An 18,541-nucleotide genomic window follows, 5' to 3' on the forward strand; every position below is an offset into this window, starting at 1 on the left:
AGTCATGGCAGCTCACACCGCTGCAAGAGAGTACCTTCCCGAAGAGTACACCTGAGGGTATCAGCTTGGCCATGTCATCATGCAAATTCTGCACGTTCAAGGCATCCGAAAATACTTTGGTCCCGATCCGGTCCTGGACGGAGTCACCTTCGACCTTTATGCCGGTGATCGGGCCGGACTTGTCGGACCCAATGGATCGGGCAAGACGACCCTCTTGAGGATCATCGCTGGCCTTGAGTCCCCCGACGGCGGGGAATGTCAAATCACCAGTGGCATTCGCCTGGGATACCTAGAGCAGCACGCGGAGTTTTTACCCGGCCGTACCGTGTGGCAGGAGGCCCAGAGTGCTCTACGGCATTTGATTGAGCTGCAACACGAAGCCGAAAGGACAGCGGCTCTTCTGGCAGAAGTCCAGCAACCTGCAGAGCGGGCTCGACTCGCAGCTCGGTTCGATCGGCTTCAACAGGAACTTCACCGACTCAACGCTTATCACCTCGATCATAAAATCGAGCAGATCCTGGAAGGTCTGGGATTGGGGCCTGATTTCTTCGATCGCCCTGCCTGCGAACTGAGTGGTGGTGAGCAGAACCGACTTTTGCTTGCGAAGTTGCTCCTGTCCGAACCAGATCTCATGCTGCTCGACGAGCCCTCCAACCATCTCGACATCGATGCCACCCGCTGGCTGGAAGATTTTCTCGCAAACCACCGGGCGGCGATGATCATCGTGTCCCACGACAGGTACTTTCTCGACAAAGTCACAACGCGAACGTTGGAACTTTTCCGCGGAACGGTGGAAACATTCCCAGGTAACTTTTCTGCGTATCGCCGTCAAAAAGCGGAACGGATTTTGGTTGCCCGACGCACTTACGAAAAGCAACTCGAAGAAATCGAAAAGGCAGAAGAGTTCATTCGGCGTCATCATTACGGCCAGAAGGCCGCTCAGGCTCAGGATCGTCGCAAAAAGCTGGAACGGATCGAGCTTGTTGAACCGCCGCGCGAAATCACAGCGCCGCCCATCCAGTTTCCGGCTGCCGAACGAAGTGGCGACATCGTGCTGCGAGTCGAAAACCTCGCCAAGAGTTTTGGTCGCCCCCTGTTCCGGGGACTTACTTTCGAAATCGCGCGTGGTCAGCGATGGGGTATCCTAGGACCTAACGGATGCGGCAAGAGCACTCTTCTTAAATGCCTGCTCGGAGAAATCGAACCTGACGAGGGGCGCGTGCTGCGGGGGGCTAATGTCGTGGTGGGGTATTTCGATCAGCATCTGACATGCCTGCCGCCCGATTTGCCCGCCATGGACGCGGTTTTGCCCACGTCAATCCTCGGTGATGACCTGGTCGAGCAAAAGCGTCGAGATCTTCTCGCAAAATTCGGTATCACGGGTGACCGCGCTCTCACACCCGTGAAGAACCTGAGCGGTGGAGAACGCTGTCGCGTCGCACTCGCGCGACTCACGGCGGCCAAAGCGAATTTCCTTGTTCTGGATGAGCCAACCAACCACCTCGATCTCTGGGCACGCGATGCCTTGGAGCAGGCACTCCGACGCTTTGACGGGACTGTTCTTTTCGTGAGTCACGACCGTTATTTTATCGACCAGGTGGCTGATCACCTTCTCGTCTTCGAGGGGGCACAGGTCCGGGTCATCCACGGAAATTACATCACGTACCAAACCCTGGCAGATGCTCGGCGTGTAGAGTCTGCCCAAAAAGTCCAGGAGACGGCGTCGGAGGAATCGCAAACCAGGCGGCCGGTTAAACGCGCTGACCAACGCAGCGAAGGTTCAGGAAAACGAAAGAGACGATTCCCGTATCGTAAAGTGGAGGATATCGAAGCAGATATTCTGCAACATGAGTCCCGGCGCGAAGAGATCCACCGTGAACTCAGTGAACCCGGGACGTATCGTAATGGCGAGCGTGTGAAGCAGCTCAAGCAGGAACTGGAAGCATTGGAACAGAAGCTCCAGTTGCTGTATGCACACTGGGAAGAGGCGATGGAGTTGAATGGCTGAAGAGCTGGCAACTATTCTCATTCGAAGCTGTCGCGTTGATACCGAAAACCGTTATCAAAAATTGTTGCGACAGGGAATTGACCAACAGAAAATAGATTCGTTTTGGAGCAACTTTCCCACACGGACACCCCGAGGTCTTGCCATGGCGCGATGTTACGTTCTGTTGGCGATTCTGTTTGCGGGGGCGGCAACTCGGTCGACGGCGGAACTGCCCCCGCCTCCGGGGTCCGAGTACAGGATTCCCGAAGGCAAGTCCGGGCCGGGTGGCCCTGTCATTTCCGCGTGGACGGATGATGCGGGTCCCGACGAAACCTTCCTGCTGGTTGGCGACGGCCTGACTGAAAACGTTGTCATGTGGGGATTGAGCCCCAATCGTGAGCACGGAGCGGAAATCCGTCCGAAAATCCAGTTTTGTACTGGCAAAATGGTAGCCGTCACAATTCCCGAACGCGCCTACGATGGGCCGTTTTTGGTATGGGTTGAAAATGTCGAGGGTCGATCGCAGCCTATCGTGCTTAATCGTCCGCAATTGTGGTGGTGTTACCCCCGCACGTGCACCTCAGGCAGCGTCGTTCGGGTGTTTGGTCGAAACATTGGCAAGCGGCCCCACTTTGCAGAAGTATTGGCCTATCTTGAATCCGAATCGGGAAATGGGGTGTGGTTACCTTCACTGTCTCCGGGGAAATACTCGGCGACACTCTGCCTGCCCGATGATCTTTCCCCGGGGCGTTATCAACTTCATATTCACGCGGGCGCGGGAGGAGAGTGGGGATGGAGCAATCCATTGACCATTCAGGTGGAAGCACAGGTACCAGCTAAAACAGAGATACAACTCACTGGAACGGACATTCAGGCTGCGGTCAATGCTTTGGCTGCGCAAGGTGGAGGCATCCTGACGTTACCCGCGGGCCGATACATGCTCTCCGGCACCTTGGTGATTCCTGCTGGCGTGACTGTGAGCGGGCAAGGTAGAGGCCGCACGATTCTTCAGGCCCCGTCAAGCCCCGCTACCAAATTCGCGCGATTTCAGGGGATCGCGTGGAATCAAGGCCCCGCTGCGGTGCACACGCCCGGCGACACCATGGTGTACAAGCTAACGCTGCCTCGCGCCGGCGAGTGGTATGTTTGGCTTCGCTACGCCACGGAAATGTCACCCTGGGGCCAACCTGGTGTGTCAGGCAGAATGACGCTGACACTCGACGACACTCCACCTGTGCGGCTGGAGAATCTACCGAATACAGGAAGTTTCGGTACATTCCGATGGAGTCTTTCCGCTACGTTGACAGCTACCGCAGGAGAACATCGTCTGACGTGGAAAAACGAGCAGGGGGGTGGAATTCACATCGATGCTTTTGTGTTCTCAGATGATCCGGCCTGGCAACCGGAAGAAAACAAATTCCCTGTTTCCGGACCACATCTGGTGGTGCTTCAAGGGGAAGATGTTGTTGACTTTCAAACCAAAGAGGGAAGCCTGCCGGGTGCCGAGAAAGCCTGCGTGTGGCTGGCAGGAGACGGTGCTTGTCTTCGCAATCTCTCAGTCCTGGGAAGTGTACAAACCAATCTTGGGATTGTGATTCGTCACCCTGACTTTCCTAAATGGATTCACAATTGCCGTGTGGAAAACGTAGAAGTGCGTGACTGTCAAGGAAAACAGGCCGAGAACTGCGGGGTTCGTTTGTTCCACGCGATCGGCGCGGTGGTCAAAGGCTGTGAGCTGTGGGCACGGTCTCCGCTGTTTCTTTCCGGCGTGAAGCAGTGCGAATTCTCCCAGAATCGCCTCGTCAGCGTCACACTGTGGGGCGGGAACGCGGAAGGCTATATCAATGGACGAAACGAGCCTGTCGAGGAATGCATCATCGAAGATAATGTATGTGCCGTCCCGCCGGGCAATGAGGGAGGCGGCCCTACAGGGCGACGCATGATCTGGCTGTCCACCGGGCGGGGCTCGGTCACTCACAACTGGATCGCCAACAACCGAGAAGATCGGGCGGTCTTCGGGGGGGTCGCGGGAACAGACCAAAATGTGGGCGAGATGATTCTTTTTGAAGCCTGTCAGCGGGTGGCATATTTTGGCCCTATCACGGGTGCCGATGTAGACCGAGTGACCCTCCCACCCTTCATACAGGAAACACCGGAAGAATGGCTGGGCGACGTCAAACGCGACGATCTACCCCGTGACGATCAAGGTCGAGAAACGCCTTTTTGGCCACCTGAGGAAGAAAACGATCGTGAACCCGTAGTCACGGAGTATTACGTTACCGTGCTCGATGGTCCCGGTTGGGGCCAGACTCGGAGAATCGTCGCACGCGATCAAACAACCTACCGCCTGGACTCTCCGTGGCGTGTCGTTCCACCGCCGGGTAGCCGGGTGGTGATTTGCACGGCATTCTTCGAAAACCATATTGTCAACAATCGGACAGTCAACGGCATGACCGGGATTCAACTTTGGATTTCCTGCATCGGGAACATTGTGTCGGGGAATGAAGTGGCCCGGCAAAGAAAACCAGCCGTATTTCTCTATGGCACCTGTACCACGCTGGCATCTTCTATGCCTATGACGTGGAACCGCGGGATCGGCCCGCTGTTTTTCAACCACGTGGAAGGAACCCAGGCCGACGAGGCAAGTTGCGGCATCCTGCTGACAACCGGCGAACGAGCCAGTCTCCCGCTGCTGTTTCCCCATGCTCTTGGAAACGTGCTCCGTCACAACGGTTGCGTCAGGAACCGCACGGATGGCGTTCTGATTACGGGAAACCGAAATGATGGCGACAAGTCTGAGATGGCCGCCGTGATGGGCACGATTGCCGAGTTCAATCTTGTGCGGGATGCCCTCCGCGGTTTCCGGGTGGCCTCCTCTGTCCAGGGGGTCGTGCTGCGCCGCAATCACGTCTATTTCTGGTATCCCGTGAACAATCAGGCGGGGGAGCGTGTCGCTTTTCAAATTGACAGTCCCCAGACTTTGTGCCCAATGGAAAACAACTCGGTGGAAGGGATTCAGGGCGTATTTGAGAATGACATTGTACCCATCCTGCGAGGGGATGTAAGAGAACGCCTTGACGACATGTGAGGTGAGTACCGGCTCGCTGTGAGCAGAGCGATCACCGGATGTCCCTGCTTTGCGGCGCGCATGCCTCGCGATTGCGTAAACCGAACCAACGATTGATTTGAGGAAGCGGCGGTTATCGTCGGGGTGATCGCGGGTAAAATAATGGATTCACCGGCTGTGGAAACTCACCGGCCCAGAACACGCGGGACGAAGACGTGGGCGGCACCGGGAATTTTAAGAACACTGACAGGGATAGGCAGTGTGAAGCTAGCGAAGCGGTTTCTCGCGTAAGCTGCGATGGAAATTGATTGGCGAAATAGCGACGTTTTGGAAAGAGGATTGTCTTAGGAAATTTCGCGATGTCTGATAAAACTCCTACATCTGCAGAGTCGAGCCCCCAACCTGGACCGGATTTCAGTCGAGGCGGGGGCATTCTGCCGGCCATTGCCCAAGACGCCGCGACGGGCGAAGTTCTCATGCTGGCGTACATGAACGCGGAAAGTTTTGCCGAGACGGTCGCCACCGGGCGAGCCGTTTATTTCAGCCGCAGCCGAAACAAGCTCTGGCGGAAGGGGGAAGAGAGCGGGCATGTACAGATTGTCAAAGAAATCTTCATCGATTGTGACAATGACGCGATTCTTCTCAAAGTCGAGCAAGTGGGCGGAGCGGCGTGTCATACCGGCTATCGCTCGTGTTTTTATCGCCAATTCACTCCCACCGGTCTGATACCGGTGGGCGAGCCCGTTTTCGATCCGAAAAAGGTTTACGGGCAGAAATCGTGAAGGTGTGTAGTCAAGGATATTCATGCAGTTCGAAGCTTAGCTACGATCAATTTGTGAGGTGAACAAAGGAATGTCTGAGTCTGGACAAGTACTGCGTTTAGGTTTGCCAGCCGGTAGTCTTCAGGAAGCGACGGCCGATTTGTTCCGTCGTGCGGGTTACAAAATTACTTACACCAATCGGAGTTATTACCCGGCGATTGACGATCCCGAAATCGAATGCGTTCTCATCCGGGCGCAGGAGATGGCCCGATACGTTCAAGACGGCGTGCTCGATGCAGGCCTAACTGGTTACGATTGGATCATCGAAACCAACGCGGATGTCGTGGAAGTTGCGGAATTGGTATTCTCCAAAGTTTCCCGGCGTCCAGTGCGATGGGTCCTGGCCGTCCCCGAAGACTCTCCTATTCGGTCGGTCAAAGATTTGGAAGGAAAGCGCATCGCCACGGAAGCGGTGGGAATCACCGAGCAGTTTCTCGCACGTCATGGGGTGAAAGCGAAAGTGGAGTTCAGTTGGGGTGCAACCGAGGTTAAACCCCCGCGGCTGGCAGATGCCATCGTGGAAGTGACGGAGACGGGAAGCTCTCTACGGGCCAATAATCTTCGCATTCTGGAGGAAGTTCTGGTCAGCACGCCCCGGTTTATCGCCAACCGGGATGCCTACCAGGACCCCTGGAAGCGCCAGAAGATTGAAGACATCGTGCTGATGCTCAAAGGCGCCATGGCGGCTGAGGGCAAAGTGAGTTTGATGATGAACGTGCCGCGGAACAAGCTCGCAGACGTGGTGGCCATTTTGCCAGCCTTGCAAAAGCCCACGGTGGCCGACCTTTCTGATCCTGATTGGGTGGCGGTCATCACCGTGTGCGACGAAAGTGTTGTGCGACATATCATCCCTCGGCTCAAGGCAGCAGGTGCCCAAGGAATTGTGGAGCAACCTGTTACCAAGCTGATCGACTGAGCTGGAACGTCTCACCCCCACCTGAAAATTTCCGCCTGACATAACGCCATGACACACGAAGAGCGACTGCAACTGTGGTTGGAAAAAAATGGTGTCCGGCTTCCACCTCGCTCGGAGCCGAAAGGTCTATACCGGCCTGTTGTGCAAGTTGGAACCTGGCTGTGGACCTCAGGCCACCTGCCCGTCGATAGCACCGGCGAGTTAATCCGCGGAACTGTCGGTGCGGATATCACCGAAGAAAGAGGGCGAGAGGCCGCTGTCTGGGCCGGTCTGGGAATTCTGGCGTCCGTCAGGGGTTACCTGGGCAGCCTCGATAGAGTGAAACGATTGATCAAGCTAACCGGCCTTGTCCAGTCCGCCCCGGGGTTCCACGGACAACCGTCGGTCATCAATGGGTGCAGCCAACTTTTCGCTGAGGTGTTCGGAAACGATTGCGGCATCGGCCTCCGCACAGCTTTCGGAACCCCCACACTTCCATTGGGAGCGGCGGTAGAAATTGAGGCCGTGTTTGAGCTTACCGATTCGGTGTAATCGGGTCGTCGCGAAATTACGGCCACGTGATGGAAACACGAGAATTCTCAAAGAGGTCGCCAGGGCGGAGAAGGTGCTTACCACTCCTCGGGAACCTTCCCCAAAAAAAGCTTGGGCATATGTCGCTTCTTCTATGAAGTAGACGGCGTCAGACCGTTGGAAAAACTCGAAATTGGAAAGCGATCCACAGGAATAGGACTTTACCTCTTGGCACGCCGCATGCTCGTAGTTGATCTGTCCAAGCCGGAAAAAATAATTGGACTTAGGCGGTTAGATGCACGGTGGATGACACCCATTTCCGATCAACTTTTCAGCCGGCCGGACTCTGCACGGGGAAATGATGCATGAGCACCCGCCAGATTCTCGTCATCGAGGATGACAGCCGCATTCAGGAGCTTCTCCAGTACAACCTCATGCGGGCAGGATTTTCGGTGGTTTCAGCGTATTCGGCCGAAGAAGCTTTGTCTATTCTCAATGACAAACCGATCGACATCGTCATTTTGGACCTGATGCTCCCGGGAATGGATGGCCTCACATTCTGTCGTCGATTGAAAGGTCAGCCCGGTACAGCGAACATCCCTGTCATCATGCTGACAGCGCGAGGAGAAGACCAGGACATCGTTACAGGGCTCGAAACCGGCGCTGATGACTACATCCCCAAGCCGTTCAGTCCAAAGGTGTTGATCGCACGAATTCGCGCCGTCCTCAGACGGAAATCGCCCGACAAAGAGCAGGACGAGGAGTCCTATTCCGTGGGAGAGATCGCGATTGACCGATCACGACGGGAAGTGCGTGTGGGGGGGAAGTTAATCCAATTGACGAGGACAGAGTTTGAGATCCTCGATATCCTTGCCAGCCGCGCCGGTCGCGTGCTTTCCCGAACAGAAATCGCCGAGCTGGTCCATGGCGAGCCCTTTGTCACCACAGATCGCGCCGTGGACGTGCATATTGCGTCTCTCCGCAAGAAACTAGGGGAAGCGGGGAAAATGGTGGAGACGGTTCGCGGTGTGGGTTACCGAATTCAGCCTCATCAAAGCAACCAGCCGCCGCAAGCTGAGCTGTAAGAACCGCCACTCAACTGGTACAGGCTCCCGACCGAACGCGGAACCCCCCGAGCATGCAGAGCCCATTGAGCGGCGTCCAGCTTCGCAACAAGCACATCATGCCTAGCCTCTCGGGGCATGCACTCTGTCTTTCGAGACTTCTCGGCACAATCTAACATAAAATAGGGTTATCCAGGTGGAGTAACGGAAGGCAGAACAGGACGCATCGCAGTTCCGGAAGAGGAAGGCCGACGCTGGTTGAAGAGTGGTCCCTCCTGTTGTGTGGGTGGGATTATCAGATCGAAGAAAAGATCGGCTGTCTTCAGCCGGTGGATCAGCAATGGACTGGCACACGCAGTGGTCCCATATGGGACCGAAAAAAGTGGTTTGTTTCAAAAACAAGAAACACGAGAGAAAGTACAGTCCACGAAATACTCATTTGGGATAATCAGGAGCCAGCTTTGTTTGCAGGTCCGATATTAACGCGTGAAATGGCGGTTTGCCCACGGCGCTGGCAATTCTTTCTTGCCAGAACAGCTTATGCCGCCATTCTGCTTTTGCTAATGTGTACGGCCTGGTTGGTGGTCACTGGCACCCAATACATTCGGGACGTCGGGGACGCTGCCCGGTTCAGCGAAACTTGGTTTCAAATTGCCAGCCCCATGCAGCTCGTCCTGGCGATATTCTCCGCTGCACTGGTGGCCGCGTCAAGCGTGTGTCAGGAAAAGGACAAACGCACCCTCGATCTGTTGCTGGTAACAGAGCTGACCAATACCGAGCTTGTTCTGGGGAAGCTGTTCAGCAGCCTGGTAACGCTCCTGACCACTCTGGTTGGTGGAATACCCGTGTATCTTTTTGCTGCTTTGCTGGGTGGCATTTCTTATGGCCAGATTTTTCGGGTATTCCTCGTCACTTTTGCAGCCATGCTCGTAGCTGGAAGTTTGGGCACGCTTCTCGCCTTCTGGCGGGAAAAGACTGTTCAAGCAATCACCCTGACGATTCTCGCGCTCGTGTTCTGGCTGGGCATCGGCGAGGTGCTGGCTTGGCAGGGAGGGCGTGTCCTCGTCGGAATGCCGTGTTCTTCTCTCGCTGTGATGATCAGCCCCTGGCGGGCAGTTTTGGAAGCGTCTCGTCCGATTCTTCGGGCAGAATCCGCTCTCGGCACATTAGGATTTAGCTGGGCAGGGTTCCTCATCGTGGAACTGATCTCTTTCCTCGTCCTGAACGGCATTGCCATCGCCGGAGTACGCGTTTGGAACGTAGTTCGGGATCCTCGACGGCAACCGGCGGAGGAAGATTGGGCAACGGGGGCAGAATCGCAGGCGCTCGAGCCGGCACTCGCGGCGGTGGCAAACACTGAGGCCTCAGCCAGTGCCTCTGAAATCGCGGCACGGGGCCCAGCATATCCAGGCGTGGTTGGGGTCGAAAGAGCGCCGGTTCTGACCCCAACTGATCGCAGGTCAAAATCGGCAGAAGAACTGAGCCGTCTTCACGCCGCCCCTGGAAAAAAGAGAGAAGTCTGGGACAATCCGGTGCTGTGGCGGGAGGTTTGCACGTGGGCCTATGGAAGGCGGGCCTTGCTTGTGCGACTCGGGTATCTTGTCCTCTTTTTTGCAGCGTTCTTCGCCCTGGCCCAGTACGGAGAAACCATTGAGGGACCCAACAAGAACCTCGTCGCGGCAGTCACGGTGCCCGTCCTCTTGATAAGTCTCATCCTTGTCAACACGCAGGCGGTTACATCGCTGACGACGGAACGTGACGGTCGGACGCTGGATCTGCTTCTGGTGTCGGACATCACGCCTAAGGAGTTCATTTTTGGCAAACTCCTGGGAACTTTTTACAACTGCAAGGAGTATGTGCTCCTGCCCACGATCCTGTGCCTGTGGCTGGGCTGGCGGGGCTGGCTGACTTGGGAGGACACAGTCTATCTGGTTGTCGGTTTGTGGGTACTGTTTGGGTTTGTGGCCATGCTGGGAGTTCATGCCGGTTTGAACTACGTCAACTCTCGCCATGCCATCGCAACCAGCCTGGGAACCGTGTTTTTCCTCTTTCTTGGTGTCGCAGTGTGTATGCGGGTGATGCTTGCGTTCAGTGGCTCGTTCCAGGCCCAGCTGCACCCGTTTCTGGCTTTCATGATCGGCGGGGGAGCGGGACTATACCTTGCCCTGGGAATTCGAAACCCGTCTAACGCACTAGCTCTGGCTTCGTTTGCCTGTCCCTTGGCGACGTTTTATGCTCTCACCAGCCTCTTTCTGGGACAAACCCATCTTGTTTTTGTCGCGCTGGTTGCCGCGTACAGTTTTGCCACGGCTGCGATGCTCATACCGGCCATCGACGAATTTGATGTGGCCACCGGCCGCACCACAGCGGATGAAACCTGAACACGCGGGGCCGCTCAAATGATACCGTTGCACTCGGAGGTCAGGGCGTCGCTGTGAGCATGCTCTCACTGATTCCGTTTCTGATCATGATGGGAGGTCTGGCGGTCCTCTCGGCATGCTTTTCTGCCGCGGAAGCGGCTTACTTTTCGCTCCGTCGTCAGGACCTGGACCGGCTAACGACTTTTGGCTGGACAGGTCGCCTCGCTTCCTACCTTGCCGGCCGAGGGGAACACCTTCTAACCGCCATCTTGTTCTGCAATTTGCTGGTCAATGTGGCTTATTTCACCATGTCTTCCGTTCTCACCCTGCACTGGCAGCGTCAAGGAAATATTCAGCAGGCCGGTATTTTTGCGTCAGTTTCCATCCTGATTCTCATCTTTTTCAGCGAAATGCTGCCGAAAAGCCTGGCTGCTCAGCGTCCGACGGCGTGGGCTTTGGTTTTAGCCTTTCCCATTTACATGGCCGTCAGGCTGATAAATCCCCTTTTGCCGGTGTTACGTGGGATAGCGATTGGCATTCGGCGGGTTTTCTGGCCGGGGTTCAAACCGGAACCCTTTCTCCGCGTCAGGGAGCTGGAAAAGGCCGTTCGCGTCTCGCAGGAAGCAGCCGCAGTACTGGAAGATGAGCAACATATTCTGGAAAACCTTGTGCGGCTTTCCGATCTACGGGCCGAGGATGTCATGCAGCCTCGAACCGGAATCCGAATTCACCACAGGCCAGTATCAGCCACTGAGGCTAAAACGGCCTTTTCGGGATCAAGATATCTTTTCATTGTGGAACAAGAAGACGAGGCTTTCACATCCGCGCTCTCACCTCGTACCCTTATGAGAGCAGTGGGGTCTCCTGGGGCAGTCGACGGAACAGATTCCAGCGCCCTCCCGACTTCAAATCAACCTAACACACCCGCACCACAATGTTTGGATTCTGCGGACCTCGCGGTTTGGGCTGAGGCGGTCACCTATGTCCCCTGGAATGTTACGGCTGCTCAGGTCCTGCAAGCGCTGGTGGATGAGCAACGAGACGTGGCAGCCGTTGTCAACGAGTATGGCGAAACGGTGGGCGTTATCACGCTTGAGGACCTTCTTTCCCGCATCTTCACACGCGAGACCAGTCGTAGCGAGCAGTTTTTTGGGCGACGTCCCATCCTCCCTGTGGAGCCGGGCGTTTGGCACGTGACGGGGCTGACAAGTGTTCACCGGCTGTGCCGTTATTTCGGTCTCGAGCGTCCCGAAGAGGCCACCCACACAGTTGCAGGTATCTTCCAGGACCAACTGGGCCGACTGCCAAAACCTGGGGACGTTTGCCGGTGGGGACCGTTTGAGTTGCGTGCCATTCAGGTCGGCCGTCGCGGGGTTGTACTCGCTGAACTTCGTCGACGGGATCATGTGAAGGAGAGCGCGGAATGACGCTCATTTTTCCCTTTGTTTTGTTCATCATCGGTCTTGCGTTAAGCGCCCTATTCAGCGGGACTGAAACCGGTTTCTACCGCGTTTCACGACTGCGACTCCAGGTTCTGGCAGGAACAGGCGATTGGCTCGCTCGTATCCTGGCCTGGTTCGCTGAGCGACCAGCATTATTTATCAGCACGACTCTCGTAGGCAACAATCTGGCCAATTATTTAGTCTCTTTTGCAGCCGTTCTTCTTCTCCAGCAGATGGCCGATACCTCGGCGACGACGGTGGAGCTTCTCGCGACCTTCATTACGACTCCCATCGTTTTCATTTTTGGAGAGCTCATTCCCAAGCGACTTTTCCTTCAGGCGCCATTCCGTCTGCTCCGCGTTACTGGGCCGGTCTTTTCGCTGCTCGCTGTGCTTCTCTTGCCAATTTCAGGGATACTCTGGGTCTATGGTCGAGTACTCTCGCTGTTCTTTGCTGCTCCCTTGGAAAAAGCACGCTCCGAGATTGCCAGCCGGGAGCTGCGACGGATCATGGAGGAGGGTGAACACGCGGGGCTGATTGTGGGGATTCAACGCCGAATTGCCCGGGCCATCCTGGAAAATGGCGCCAAACCAGCGACCGAGTTCATGGATGAACTTTCGTCCATTCCCATCGTTTCTCCCGATGTGACCTGGCAGAATCTTACCCAGCAAATCCCTGCAAAATTCGAGGAGTTTGCTCTTGTCCGTGAGAGCACTGGTGAGAGCAGATACAGAGGTTACGTATATCTGGCTGAACTTTTTTTGAACCCGGAAATACCGGTGCGGGCTCTGGTCCGACCTGTTCTGCGCGTTCACACGCAAGAAAGATTGGTGTCTGTTCTTCAGGAACTGTTTCAAAAGCGGGAACCTCTTGCCCTGGTGGTGGATGCACAAGGCGAGCCTGTCGGGGTACTCCTCGAGCGCACGCTGCGCCGCATTTATCTCGACGAGGATAACTCTTAAGACGTGTTCGACGGTGTTAGGAGACCCAGGGCGTCCCAACGCACCATCATACCGCTGGGAAGCGGTCGGCCGTCTGCAGTGGGGATCACCATCATCCGTATTTTCAGCTCACCGTATTGCCAAATCTCCGGACGAATCCCGTGGATCAGTCGTGTAACCTGGTGGATCCCGTAGCCAGGTGTGTGACACGTGAAGAGAAAGAACCCCCGTTGGGGATCTATCAGCTCGAAACACATTCGCACAAGGGCCTCGATATCTTTGTGAAACTGAAAGACCTCACCCCGGGGACCATGGCCATAACTCGGCGGATCCAAAATGATCCCTTCATACAGTTTGCCCCGCCGCAACTCACGACGCACAAATTTGCGTGCATCCTCAACGATCCAGTGTATGGGCCGATTTTCCAGGCCCGAGTGCTCGGCATTGCGACGGGCCCAGCCTACCACATTCTGAGCCGCATCCACATGGACAACCTCTGCCCCCGCCCGTGCCGCTACCAGAGTGGCCCCTCCTGTGTAAGCAAAAAGATTGAGAATTGGTTTGGTGACAGCAGTCGTGCTGAGCCGACGGTAGAGCCAGTTCCAGTTGGCAGCTTGTTCAGGAAAAAGGCCCACGTGGCCTGACTCGTTGCGCTTCAATTCGAACACGAGTGGCCCCCAATGAATCGTCCACCGTTGCGGCACGTGACTGTGGTCCACCCACTTCCCTAGATTGCCGCGAGCCCGTTCGAACCGACTGTGAGCCATCCGCCACAACTGCGGCCGAGCCACGGGTCCTTCTGCCGCGGGACTGGGACGGTCCAAAATCCACGCCCCAAAGCGTTCCAGGCGACGTCCTCCTCCGAAGTCGAGCAGCTCGTAATCCTGCGTTTGAAACGGAGCTGCCCCCCACTCTTCGCAGTCAACCTGGAACATGTCAAAAACCGCACGACCTTTATGCGGACGTTTCGGGAACCACCTTGTACACGGTGTCGTGTTCACGGGCATGTTCCACGACTTTAATCCCCACGTTCTGCCCGGCCTTCGCCTCCTGGACAGGCTGCCTGTCAATTTGTATCGAGGTCACAGGCTGGTAAAAGTCACTCGTGTGTCCCTTGATGTGAATGGTATCTCCGACCGCCAAAGTGCCGTTGGTGATCTCCACGGCCGCCACACCCAAATGGCTGAAATAGTGTGTCACGCGTCCCACCGGAATCTCCGCCATGGCACGTCCTCCTTCCTGCAGGGAATGAACCGACTGGGTGTGACCGGATCGCACATCGATCCACCGGCCACAGTCACACCGTATCGAACGCCCAAAAGCGAACAGAGTTACGTCGTAAGCCGCACCACAGTGCGGGCACATGATTGCCATGGCATCGACCCCACATACCAGTATGGCACGGCCCCACGAAACCTGCAATGAGAGGAAGCTGTGCAAGAATTTTCCCACAAAAATAGGGCCGTCAAGCCTCTTGCTTCACGGCCCTTTCTCGTCGGGATGAGCAGCGTGCTGAGGCGGAGACTATCCACTTCTCCTGAGGACAGATCTCCAGTCTCTCAAGCAGCGTTCAGCATTTCATTTCTTCTTGCACGATTTCTTGGTTGCCTTCTTGGCAGCAGCCTTCTTGGTTGCCGCACCCTTCGTTGCTGCTTTCTTGGTCGCCACGATACGTACCTCCGTCCAAAAAGTGCCGGCGGGATGGCTTCGACCACCGAAGCCTTTCACAGGCCACCTTTCCCGCTTGGGCACATGCACCCACACCCAGCCACGTGTTTTAGCTTGCCATCGCTCAACGGCCACCATCGATGGCACGCCTCGAAACTTTTCATCGGCTTTATATCGAACGTTGCAAAAATTTCAATGCCCCCGACGCAATTTTTGGGCGCCGGTTGATCTTAGGCCCTGGTTGATCCGACCACCCGCGACGGCTGTGATTCAGCCAAAAGCAGACTCGTAAAAAAGTCCAACCGACTTAGCACGCTGACCAACCGGGCCAATGGAAAAACCGAGCCCAAGACTGGACGGGGAGGCTTTGCCTTGTTTCAATGTTACCGGGCGTTGGCCGAAACCGGTGGTTGTTTTTTGACCCCAACTTCCAGAATGCACCAGACGTCCAACGTCATGTTTTTTCGAACCGCAGGAAATTGCCCCACACCATCGATCCATCCCTCAGACCCTTTGATGGAGGAGGTCAAACCCATGCGTGTCCATCGTCGTTCCTTTCTCAAAGCATCGGCCGCCGCCGGTGCAGTCTTCACTTTTGCCATCTCGGGCACCCGAAGCTCCGGCCGAATCATCGGGGCCAACGAGACGATTAACATCGGCGTCGCGGGCATCCATGGCCGCGGTGGAGCCCATATTGACGCCTTTGCCAGTATGCCGAATGTGCGAGTCACGTATTTGATCGATCCTGACAGTCGATTATTTGCCAATCGCATCAAGCAGGTTGAAAAACGCGGGGGCAATACGCCTAAGTGTGTCCCGGATGTCCGCCAGGCCCTGGACGACAAGAATCTGGACGCAATCTCGATCGCCACCTGCAATCACTGGCATTCGCTGATGACGATTTGGGCGTGCCAGGCAGGTAAAGACGTCTACGTCGAAAAGCCGTGCAGTCACAATGTGTTCGAGGGCCGCAAGTGCGTCGAGGCTGCCCGCAAATACGGCCGGATTGTCCAGCACGGAACCCAGAGTCGCTCGAGCGCCTCCTGGGCGCAGCAGGTGGCCGCCATCGCCTCGGGCAAGTATGGCAAACTCCTGGTTTCAAAGGGTTATGCCAGCAAACCACGGTGGTCCATCGGTTTCAAGGAAGATAAGGATCCCCCGCCCGAGTTGGACTACAACCTGTGGCTCGGACCTGCGCAGTGGATGCCTTACAACGAAAACCTCGTCCATTACAATTGGCACTGGTTCTGGCCGACCGGCAACGGTGAAATCGGCAACCAGGGAGTTCATCAAATGGACATTGCGCGATGGGCGATCCCTGGCGCCACATTGCCCGATTGGGTGATCAGTGCCGGCGGCCGATACGTCGACGAACCCGATCACAACTGGAAAGACCAGGGGCAGACTCCCAACATGCAGATCACGGTCATGGGCTTCGGGGATGTGCTCTTGCTCTTCGAAGTACGTGGCCTCGTGGGAAAAGCCGGCCCGGGCGGAAAGAAATTCGATCCCATTGTCACCAACGAATTCTATCTGGAAGAGGGTGTCATCAAGGAAGGTAAGTTCTATCCGAAGGGTAAGGACAAGCCAGAACCACTGGTAAAGGTCGATGTCAAAATGGGCCCGGGCGACCAATTCGAAAACTTCATCGCCTGCATGCGCAGCCGCAAGGTGGAAGAGCTGCACGCCGATATCGAGGTGGCGCACTACTCTTCCGCCCTTTGCCACCTGGGCAATATCTCTTACCGTCTGGGGAAAGAAGTGAGCTTTGCCGAAGCGGCTGCTGGCCTGCCGAACCACGAGCTCGTCGCAGCCGCCTGGAAAATGCTAGAAGACAACCTCGCAGGTGCTTTGGGGGTGGACCTGACAAAGCTCACGTGTATTCTGGGGCCCAAACTGGCGTTCGACCGAAATAAGGAGCGCTTTGTTGATAATCCTGAAGCGGACAAACTCCTCACGCGAGACTACCGGAAGCCGTTCGTCGTTCCGGAAACCGTGTGACTCGGAGGAAAAGATCCGAGATGTAGCGTCGGGATTCCAACGCGTACGAACCGGGCGGAGCATCCTCGCCCGGCGAGGTTGAGTTTTTTGCCAAAACCCTGCGGACCCAATACCATTCCCGGCCAGATCGTTGACCATTCTGTCATGCATCGTCAGTCCGAATACAGGGGGTGAAGCCATGCGCAAGTACGAACGCTTCTCACGCCGCAGTTTTCTGGACCGCACAGCATTCCTGAGCGGTGCTGGAATGATCGTTCCCACCGTCATTCCCGGCTCTGTGCTCGGCGAAGCCGGTTCCTCGGACCCCAGCGAAAAAGTCAGGGTTGGCCTCATCGGTTGCGGTGGGATGGGCCAGGCAAACCTCGCCAACACCGCCCAGCACCCGGAGGTAACCGTCGCAGCGGCAGCCGATCCCTGGCAGTCACGTTTAGATGCCGTGCTCAAAAAATACCCCGGGTGTAAAGGCTTTAAAGACTATCGCGAACTGCTGGATCAAAAAGATGTCGATGCTGTCATCATTGCATCGCCGCCTCATTGGCATTGTCTCCATGCGATCCACGCCTGCGAAGCGGGCAAGGATATCTACCTCCAAAAGCCCATGACGCTGCATCTCGGGGAGAGTTTGGCGGTTCGTAACGCCGTGAAGAGGCACAATCGGATTAGCCAGATCGGCACTCAGATCCACGCCTCCGAAAACTACCGTCGTGTCGTGGAAAAAATTCGGGGAGGCTTCATTGGACAAGTCAGTGTGGTTCGTACGTTTAACGTCATGAACCAGGGACCTGAAGGGGTAGGACACGACCCCGGCACGCCGTGCCCGCCAGACCTGAACTGGGAGCTGTGGATCGGTCCAGCGCCCATGCGGCCGTACAACCGAATTCTCGCTAGCAGCTCGTACTACCATTGTTCCTGGATGGATTACAGTGGAGGCTGGACACCGGGAATGGCACCTCACATCATCGACCTCCCCATTTGGGCGCTGGACCTTAAGTATCCGCTTCGCGTCCACTGTTCGGGCGGCCGCTACATCATTCGTGACGACGGGGACGCCCCAGACGTTCAGGAAATTTTGTGGCAGTATCCCAATTTGACCATGACGTGGATGTGCAATCTTGTGAACAGCTACGGCTTTGATCTCCACGGGAAGCCTGTCCCCCAACGGCGTTTGGGCATCTATTTCCATGGAGTGGATGGAACGCTGTACGCTAATTACACCATGCATCAGGTGGTACCGGAGGGTGATCGTATGAAGGACCGCGAGCCACCACCTCCTTCCATCCCACCTTCTCCCGGACACGAACTGGAATGGATCAACTGCGTGAAAACGCGAGAGCAGCCCTCCTGCAGCGTGTTTTATCACGTTCGCGTGGACATCCCCATCGTGCTGGGAAATCTCGCATACCGGCTGGGCCGTTCTCTCAACTTTGATCCGGAGAAGGAGCAGATCATCGGAGACGAGGAAGCCGCCCGTCTTGCAATCCCGGTCTACCGAAAGCCATGGCGTTTCCCAGAAGAGTATTTGAAGGGATAGTCTGCGCCCCGCCCCACCGGATTATCGCGCTGTACCCGCGCCAACGGTGGAATCCCCATCGAAACATCCACTTCCCGAGTACTCAGGAAAGCGTCCGGAGAGAGCACGGGTGCATCACTCCGTGCCAATTTTGAGTTCCGTTTTAACCTACAGGATTCCCCTCTTGAGGGTGATTCATTCGCGCACCTAATCCTCAGCCATTTCACGCCTGGAGATTTTACAAGCTAAGTTTT

At 56.1% G+C, this 18,541-nt stretch carries 14 protein-coding genes; 11 read left to right on the forward strand and 3 right to left on the reverse strand.

From position 1 onward, the window contains the following. Positions 1 to 79 precede the first annotated feature (79 nt). The 9 genes from ABJK56_RS09890 (at position 80) to ABJK56_RS09930 (ending at position 13,129) form a co-directional block, all read left to right on the forward strand. Positions 80 to 2,008 carry an ABC-F family ATP-binding cassette domain-containing protein gene (locus ABJK56_RS09890; protein WP_347244503.1) on the forward strand — a complete coding sequence of 643 codons (1,929 nt, stop codon included), beginning with the start codon at positions 80 to 82 and terminating at the stop codon, positions 2,006 to 2,008. Next, the gene (locus tag ABJK56_RS09895) at positions 2,001 to 5,075 is read left to right on the forward strand and encodes a hypothetical protein (protein WP_347244504.1); all 3,075 of its coding nucleotides are present in this window, start codon (positions 2,001 to 2,003) and stop codon (positions 5,073 to 5,075) included. The genes ABJK56_RS09890 and ABJK56_RS09895 overlap by 8 nt, the downstream gene beginning before the upstream one ends. 338 nt (positions 5,076 to 5,413) lie before the next feature. Continuing rightward, positions 5,414 to 5,836, forward strand: a complete 423-nt coding sequence (hisI, locus tag ABJK56_RS09900; protein WP_347244505.1) for a phosphoribosyl-AMP cyclohydrolase — start codon at positions 5,414 to 5,416, stop codon at positions 5,834 to 5,836. Between the two features lie 70 nt (positions 5,837 to 5,906). After that, positions 5,907 to 6,791 carry an ATP phosphoribosyltransferase gene (hisG, locus tag ABJK56_RS09905; RefSeq protein ID WP_347244506.1) on the forward strand — a complete coding sequence of 295 codons (885 nt, stop codon included), beginning with the start codon at positions 5,907 to 5,909 and terminating at the stop codon, positions 6,789 to 6,791. A gap of 48 nt (positions 6,792 to 6,839) precedes the next feature. Beyond that, entirely contained in the window at positions 6,840 to 7,322 is a 483-nt protein-coding gene (locus ABJK56_RS09910) for a RidA family protein (protein WP_347244507.1), read from the forward strand. A gap of 344 nt (positions 7,323 to 7,666) precedes the next feature. Next, complete coding sequence (locus tag ABJK56_RS09915; protein ID WP_347244508.1) at positions 7,667 to 8,386, forward strand: response regulator transcription factor; 720 nt, start codon at positions 7,667 to 7,669, stop codon at positions 8,384 to 8,386. A gap of 440 nt (positions 8,387 to 8,826) precedes the next feature. Continuing rightward, positions 8,827 to 10,746, forward strand: a complete 1,920-nt coding sequence (locus tag ABJK56_RS09920; RefSeq protein WP_347244509.1) for an ABC transporter permease subunit — start codon at positions 8,827 to 8,829, stop codon at positions 10,744 to 10,746. 59 nt (positions 10,747 to 10,805) lie between these two features. Further along, complete coding sequence (locus tag ABJK56_RS09925; RefSeq protein WP_347244517.1) at positions 10,806 to 12,152, forward strand: CNNM domain-containing protein; 1,347 nt, start codon at positions 10,806 to 10,808, stop codon at positions 12,150 to 12,152. Next, positions 12,149 to 13,129: a CNNM domain-containing protein gene (locus tag ABJK56_RS09930; RefSeq protein WP_347244510.1), complete on the forward strand. Its 981-nt coding sequence runs from the start codon at positions 12,149 to 12,151 to the stop codon at positions 13,127 to 13,129. Before ABJK56_RS09925 ends, ABJK56_RS09930 begins: the two co-directional genes overlap by 4 nt. On the opposite strand, the gene ABJK56_RS09935 is transcribed toward ABJK56_RS09930, so the two are convergent. The 3 genes from ABJK56_RS09935 to ABJK56_RS09945 all read right to left on the reverse strand — a co-directional run bounded on the left by ABJK56_RS09935 (position 13,126) and on the right by ABJK56_RS09945 (position 14,836). After that, a complete protein-coding gene (locus ABJK56_RS09935) occupies positions 13,126 to 14,043 on the reverse strand; it encodes a class I SAM-dependent methyltransferase (RefSeq protein ID WP_347244511.1) in 918 nt (305 codons plus the stop codon). The two genes, ABJK56_RS09930 and ABJK56_RS09935, sit on opposite strands and share 4 nt — an antisense overlap. A 19-nt stretch (positions 14,044 to 14,062) precedes the next feature. Next, entirely contained in the window at positions 14,063 to 14,332 is a 270-nt protein-coding gene (locus tag ABJK56_RS09940; RefSeq protein WP_347244512.1) for an EF-Tu/IF-2/RF-3 family GTPase, read from the reverse strand. Between the two features lie 354 nt (positions 14,333 to 14,686). Further along, a complete protein-coding gene (locus tag ABJK56_RS09945) occupies positions 14,687 to 14,836 on the reverse strand; it encodes a hypothetical protein (RefSeq protein WP_347244513.1) in 150 nt (49 codons plus the stop codon). Positions 14,837 to 15,310: 474 nt separating this feature from the next. Between ABJK56_RS09945 and ABJK56_RS09950 the strand changes: the two genes are divergently transcribed. Both ABJK56_RS09950 and ABJK56_RS09955 read left to right on the forward strand, forming a co-directional pair. Beyond that, on the forward strand, positions 15,311 to 16,777 hold the full coding sequence (locus ABJK56_RS09950; protein ID WP_347244514.1) for a Gfo/Idh/MocA family oxidoreductase: 1,467 nt from the start codon (positions 15,311 to 15,313) through the stop codon (positions 16,775 to 16,777). Positions 16,778 to 16,955: 178 nt separating this feature from the next. Continuing rightward, the gene (locus tag ABJK56_RS09955; protein ID WP_347244515.1) at positions 16,956 to 18,308 is read left to right on the forward strand and encodes a Gfo/Idh/MocA family oxidoreductase; all 1,353 of its coding nucleotides are present in this window, start codon (positions 16,956 to 16,958) and stop codon (positions 18,306 to 18,308) included. The last annotated feature ends 233 nt before the right edge of the window (positions 18,309 to 18,541 follow it).

The sequence above is a fragment of the Thermogutta sp. genome (genome assembly GCF_039793925.1).
Classification (GTDB): Bacteria; Planctomycetota; Planctomycetia; order Pirellulales; family Thermoguttaceae; genus Thermogutta.

Bases quoted from the DNA above. Each gene is read 5' to 3' on its own strand.
- ABJK56_RS09940 (WP_347244512.1), bottom strand. From the start codon at position 14,332: ATGGCGGAGATTCCGGTGGGACGCGTGACACACTATTTCAGCCATTTG.
- ABJK56_RS09925 (WP_347244517.1), top strand. From the start codon at position 10,806: ATGCTCTCACTGATTCCGTTTCTGATCATGATGGGAGGTCTGGCGGTC.
- ABJK56_RS09935 (WP_347244511.1), bottom strand. From the start codon at position 14,043: ATGTTCCAGGTTGACTGCGAAGAGTGGGGGGCAGCTCCGTTTCAAACG.
- ABJK56_RS09955 (WP_347244515.1), top strand. From the start codon at position 16,956: ATGCGCAAGTACGAACGCTTCTCACGCCGCAGTTTTCTGGACCGCACA.
- ABJK56_RS09895 (WP_347244504.1), top strand. From the start codon at position 2,001: ATGGCTGAAGAGCTGGCAACTATTCTCATTCGAAGCTGTCGCGTTGAT.
- ABJK56_RS09910 (WP_347244507.1), top strand. From the start codon at position 6,840: ATGACACACGAAGAGCGACTGCAACTGTGGTTGGAAAAAAATGGTGTC.
- ABJK56_RS09950 (WP_347244514.1), top strand. From the start codon at position 15,311: ATGCGTGTCCATCGTCGTTCCTTTCTCAAAGCATCGGCCGCCGCCGGT.
- ABJK56_RS09915 (WP_347244508.1), top strand. From the start codon at position 7,667: ATGAGCACCCGCCAGATTCTCGTCATCGAGGATGACAGCCGCATTCAG.
- hisI (WP_347244505.1), top strand. From the start codon at position 5,414: ATGTCTGATAAAACTCCTACATCTGCAGAGTCGAGCCCCCAACCTGGA.
- ABJK56_RS09890 (WP_347244503.1), top strand. From the start codon at position 80: ATGCAAATTCTGCACGTTCAAGGCATCCGAAAATACTTTGGTCCCGAT.
- ABJK56_RS09930 (WP_347244510.1), top strand. From the start codon at position 12,149: ATGACGCTCATTTTTCCCTTTGTTTTGTTCATCATCGGTCTTGCGTTA.
- hisG (WP_347244506.1), top strand. From the start codon at position 5,907: ATGTCTGAGTCTGGACAAGTACTGCGTTTAGGTTTGCCAGCCGGTAGT.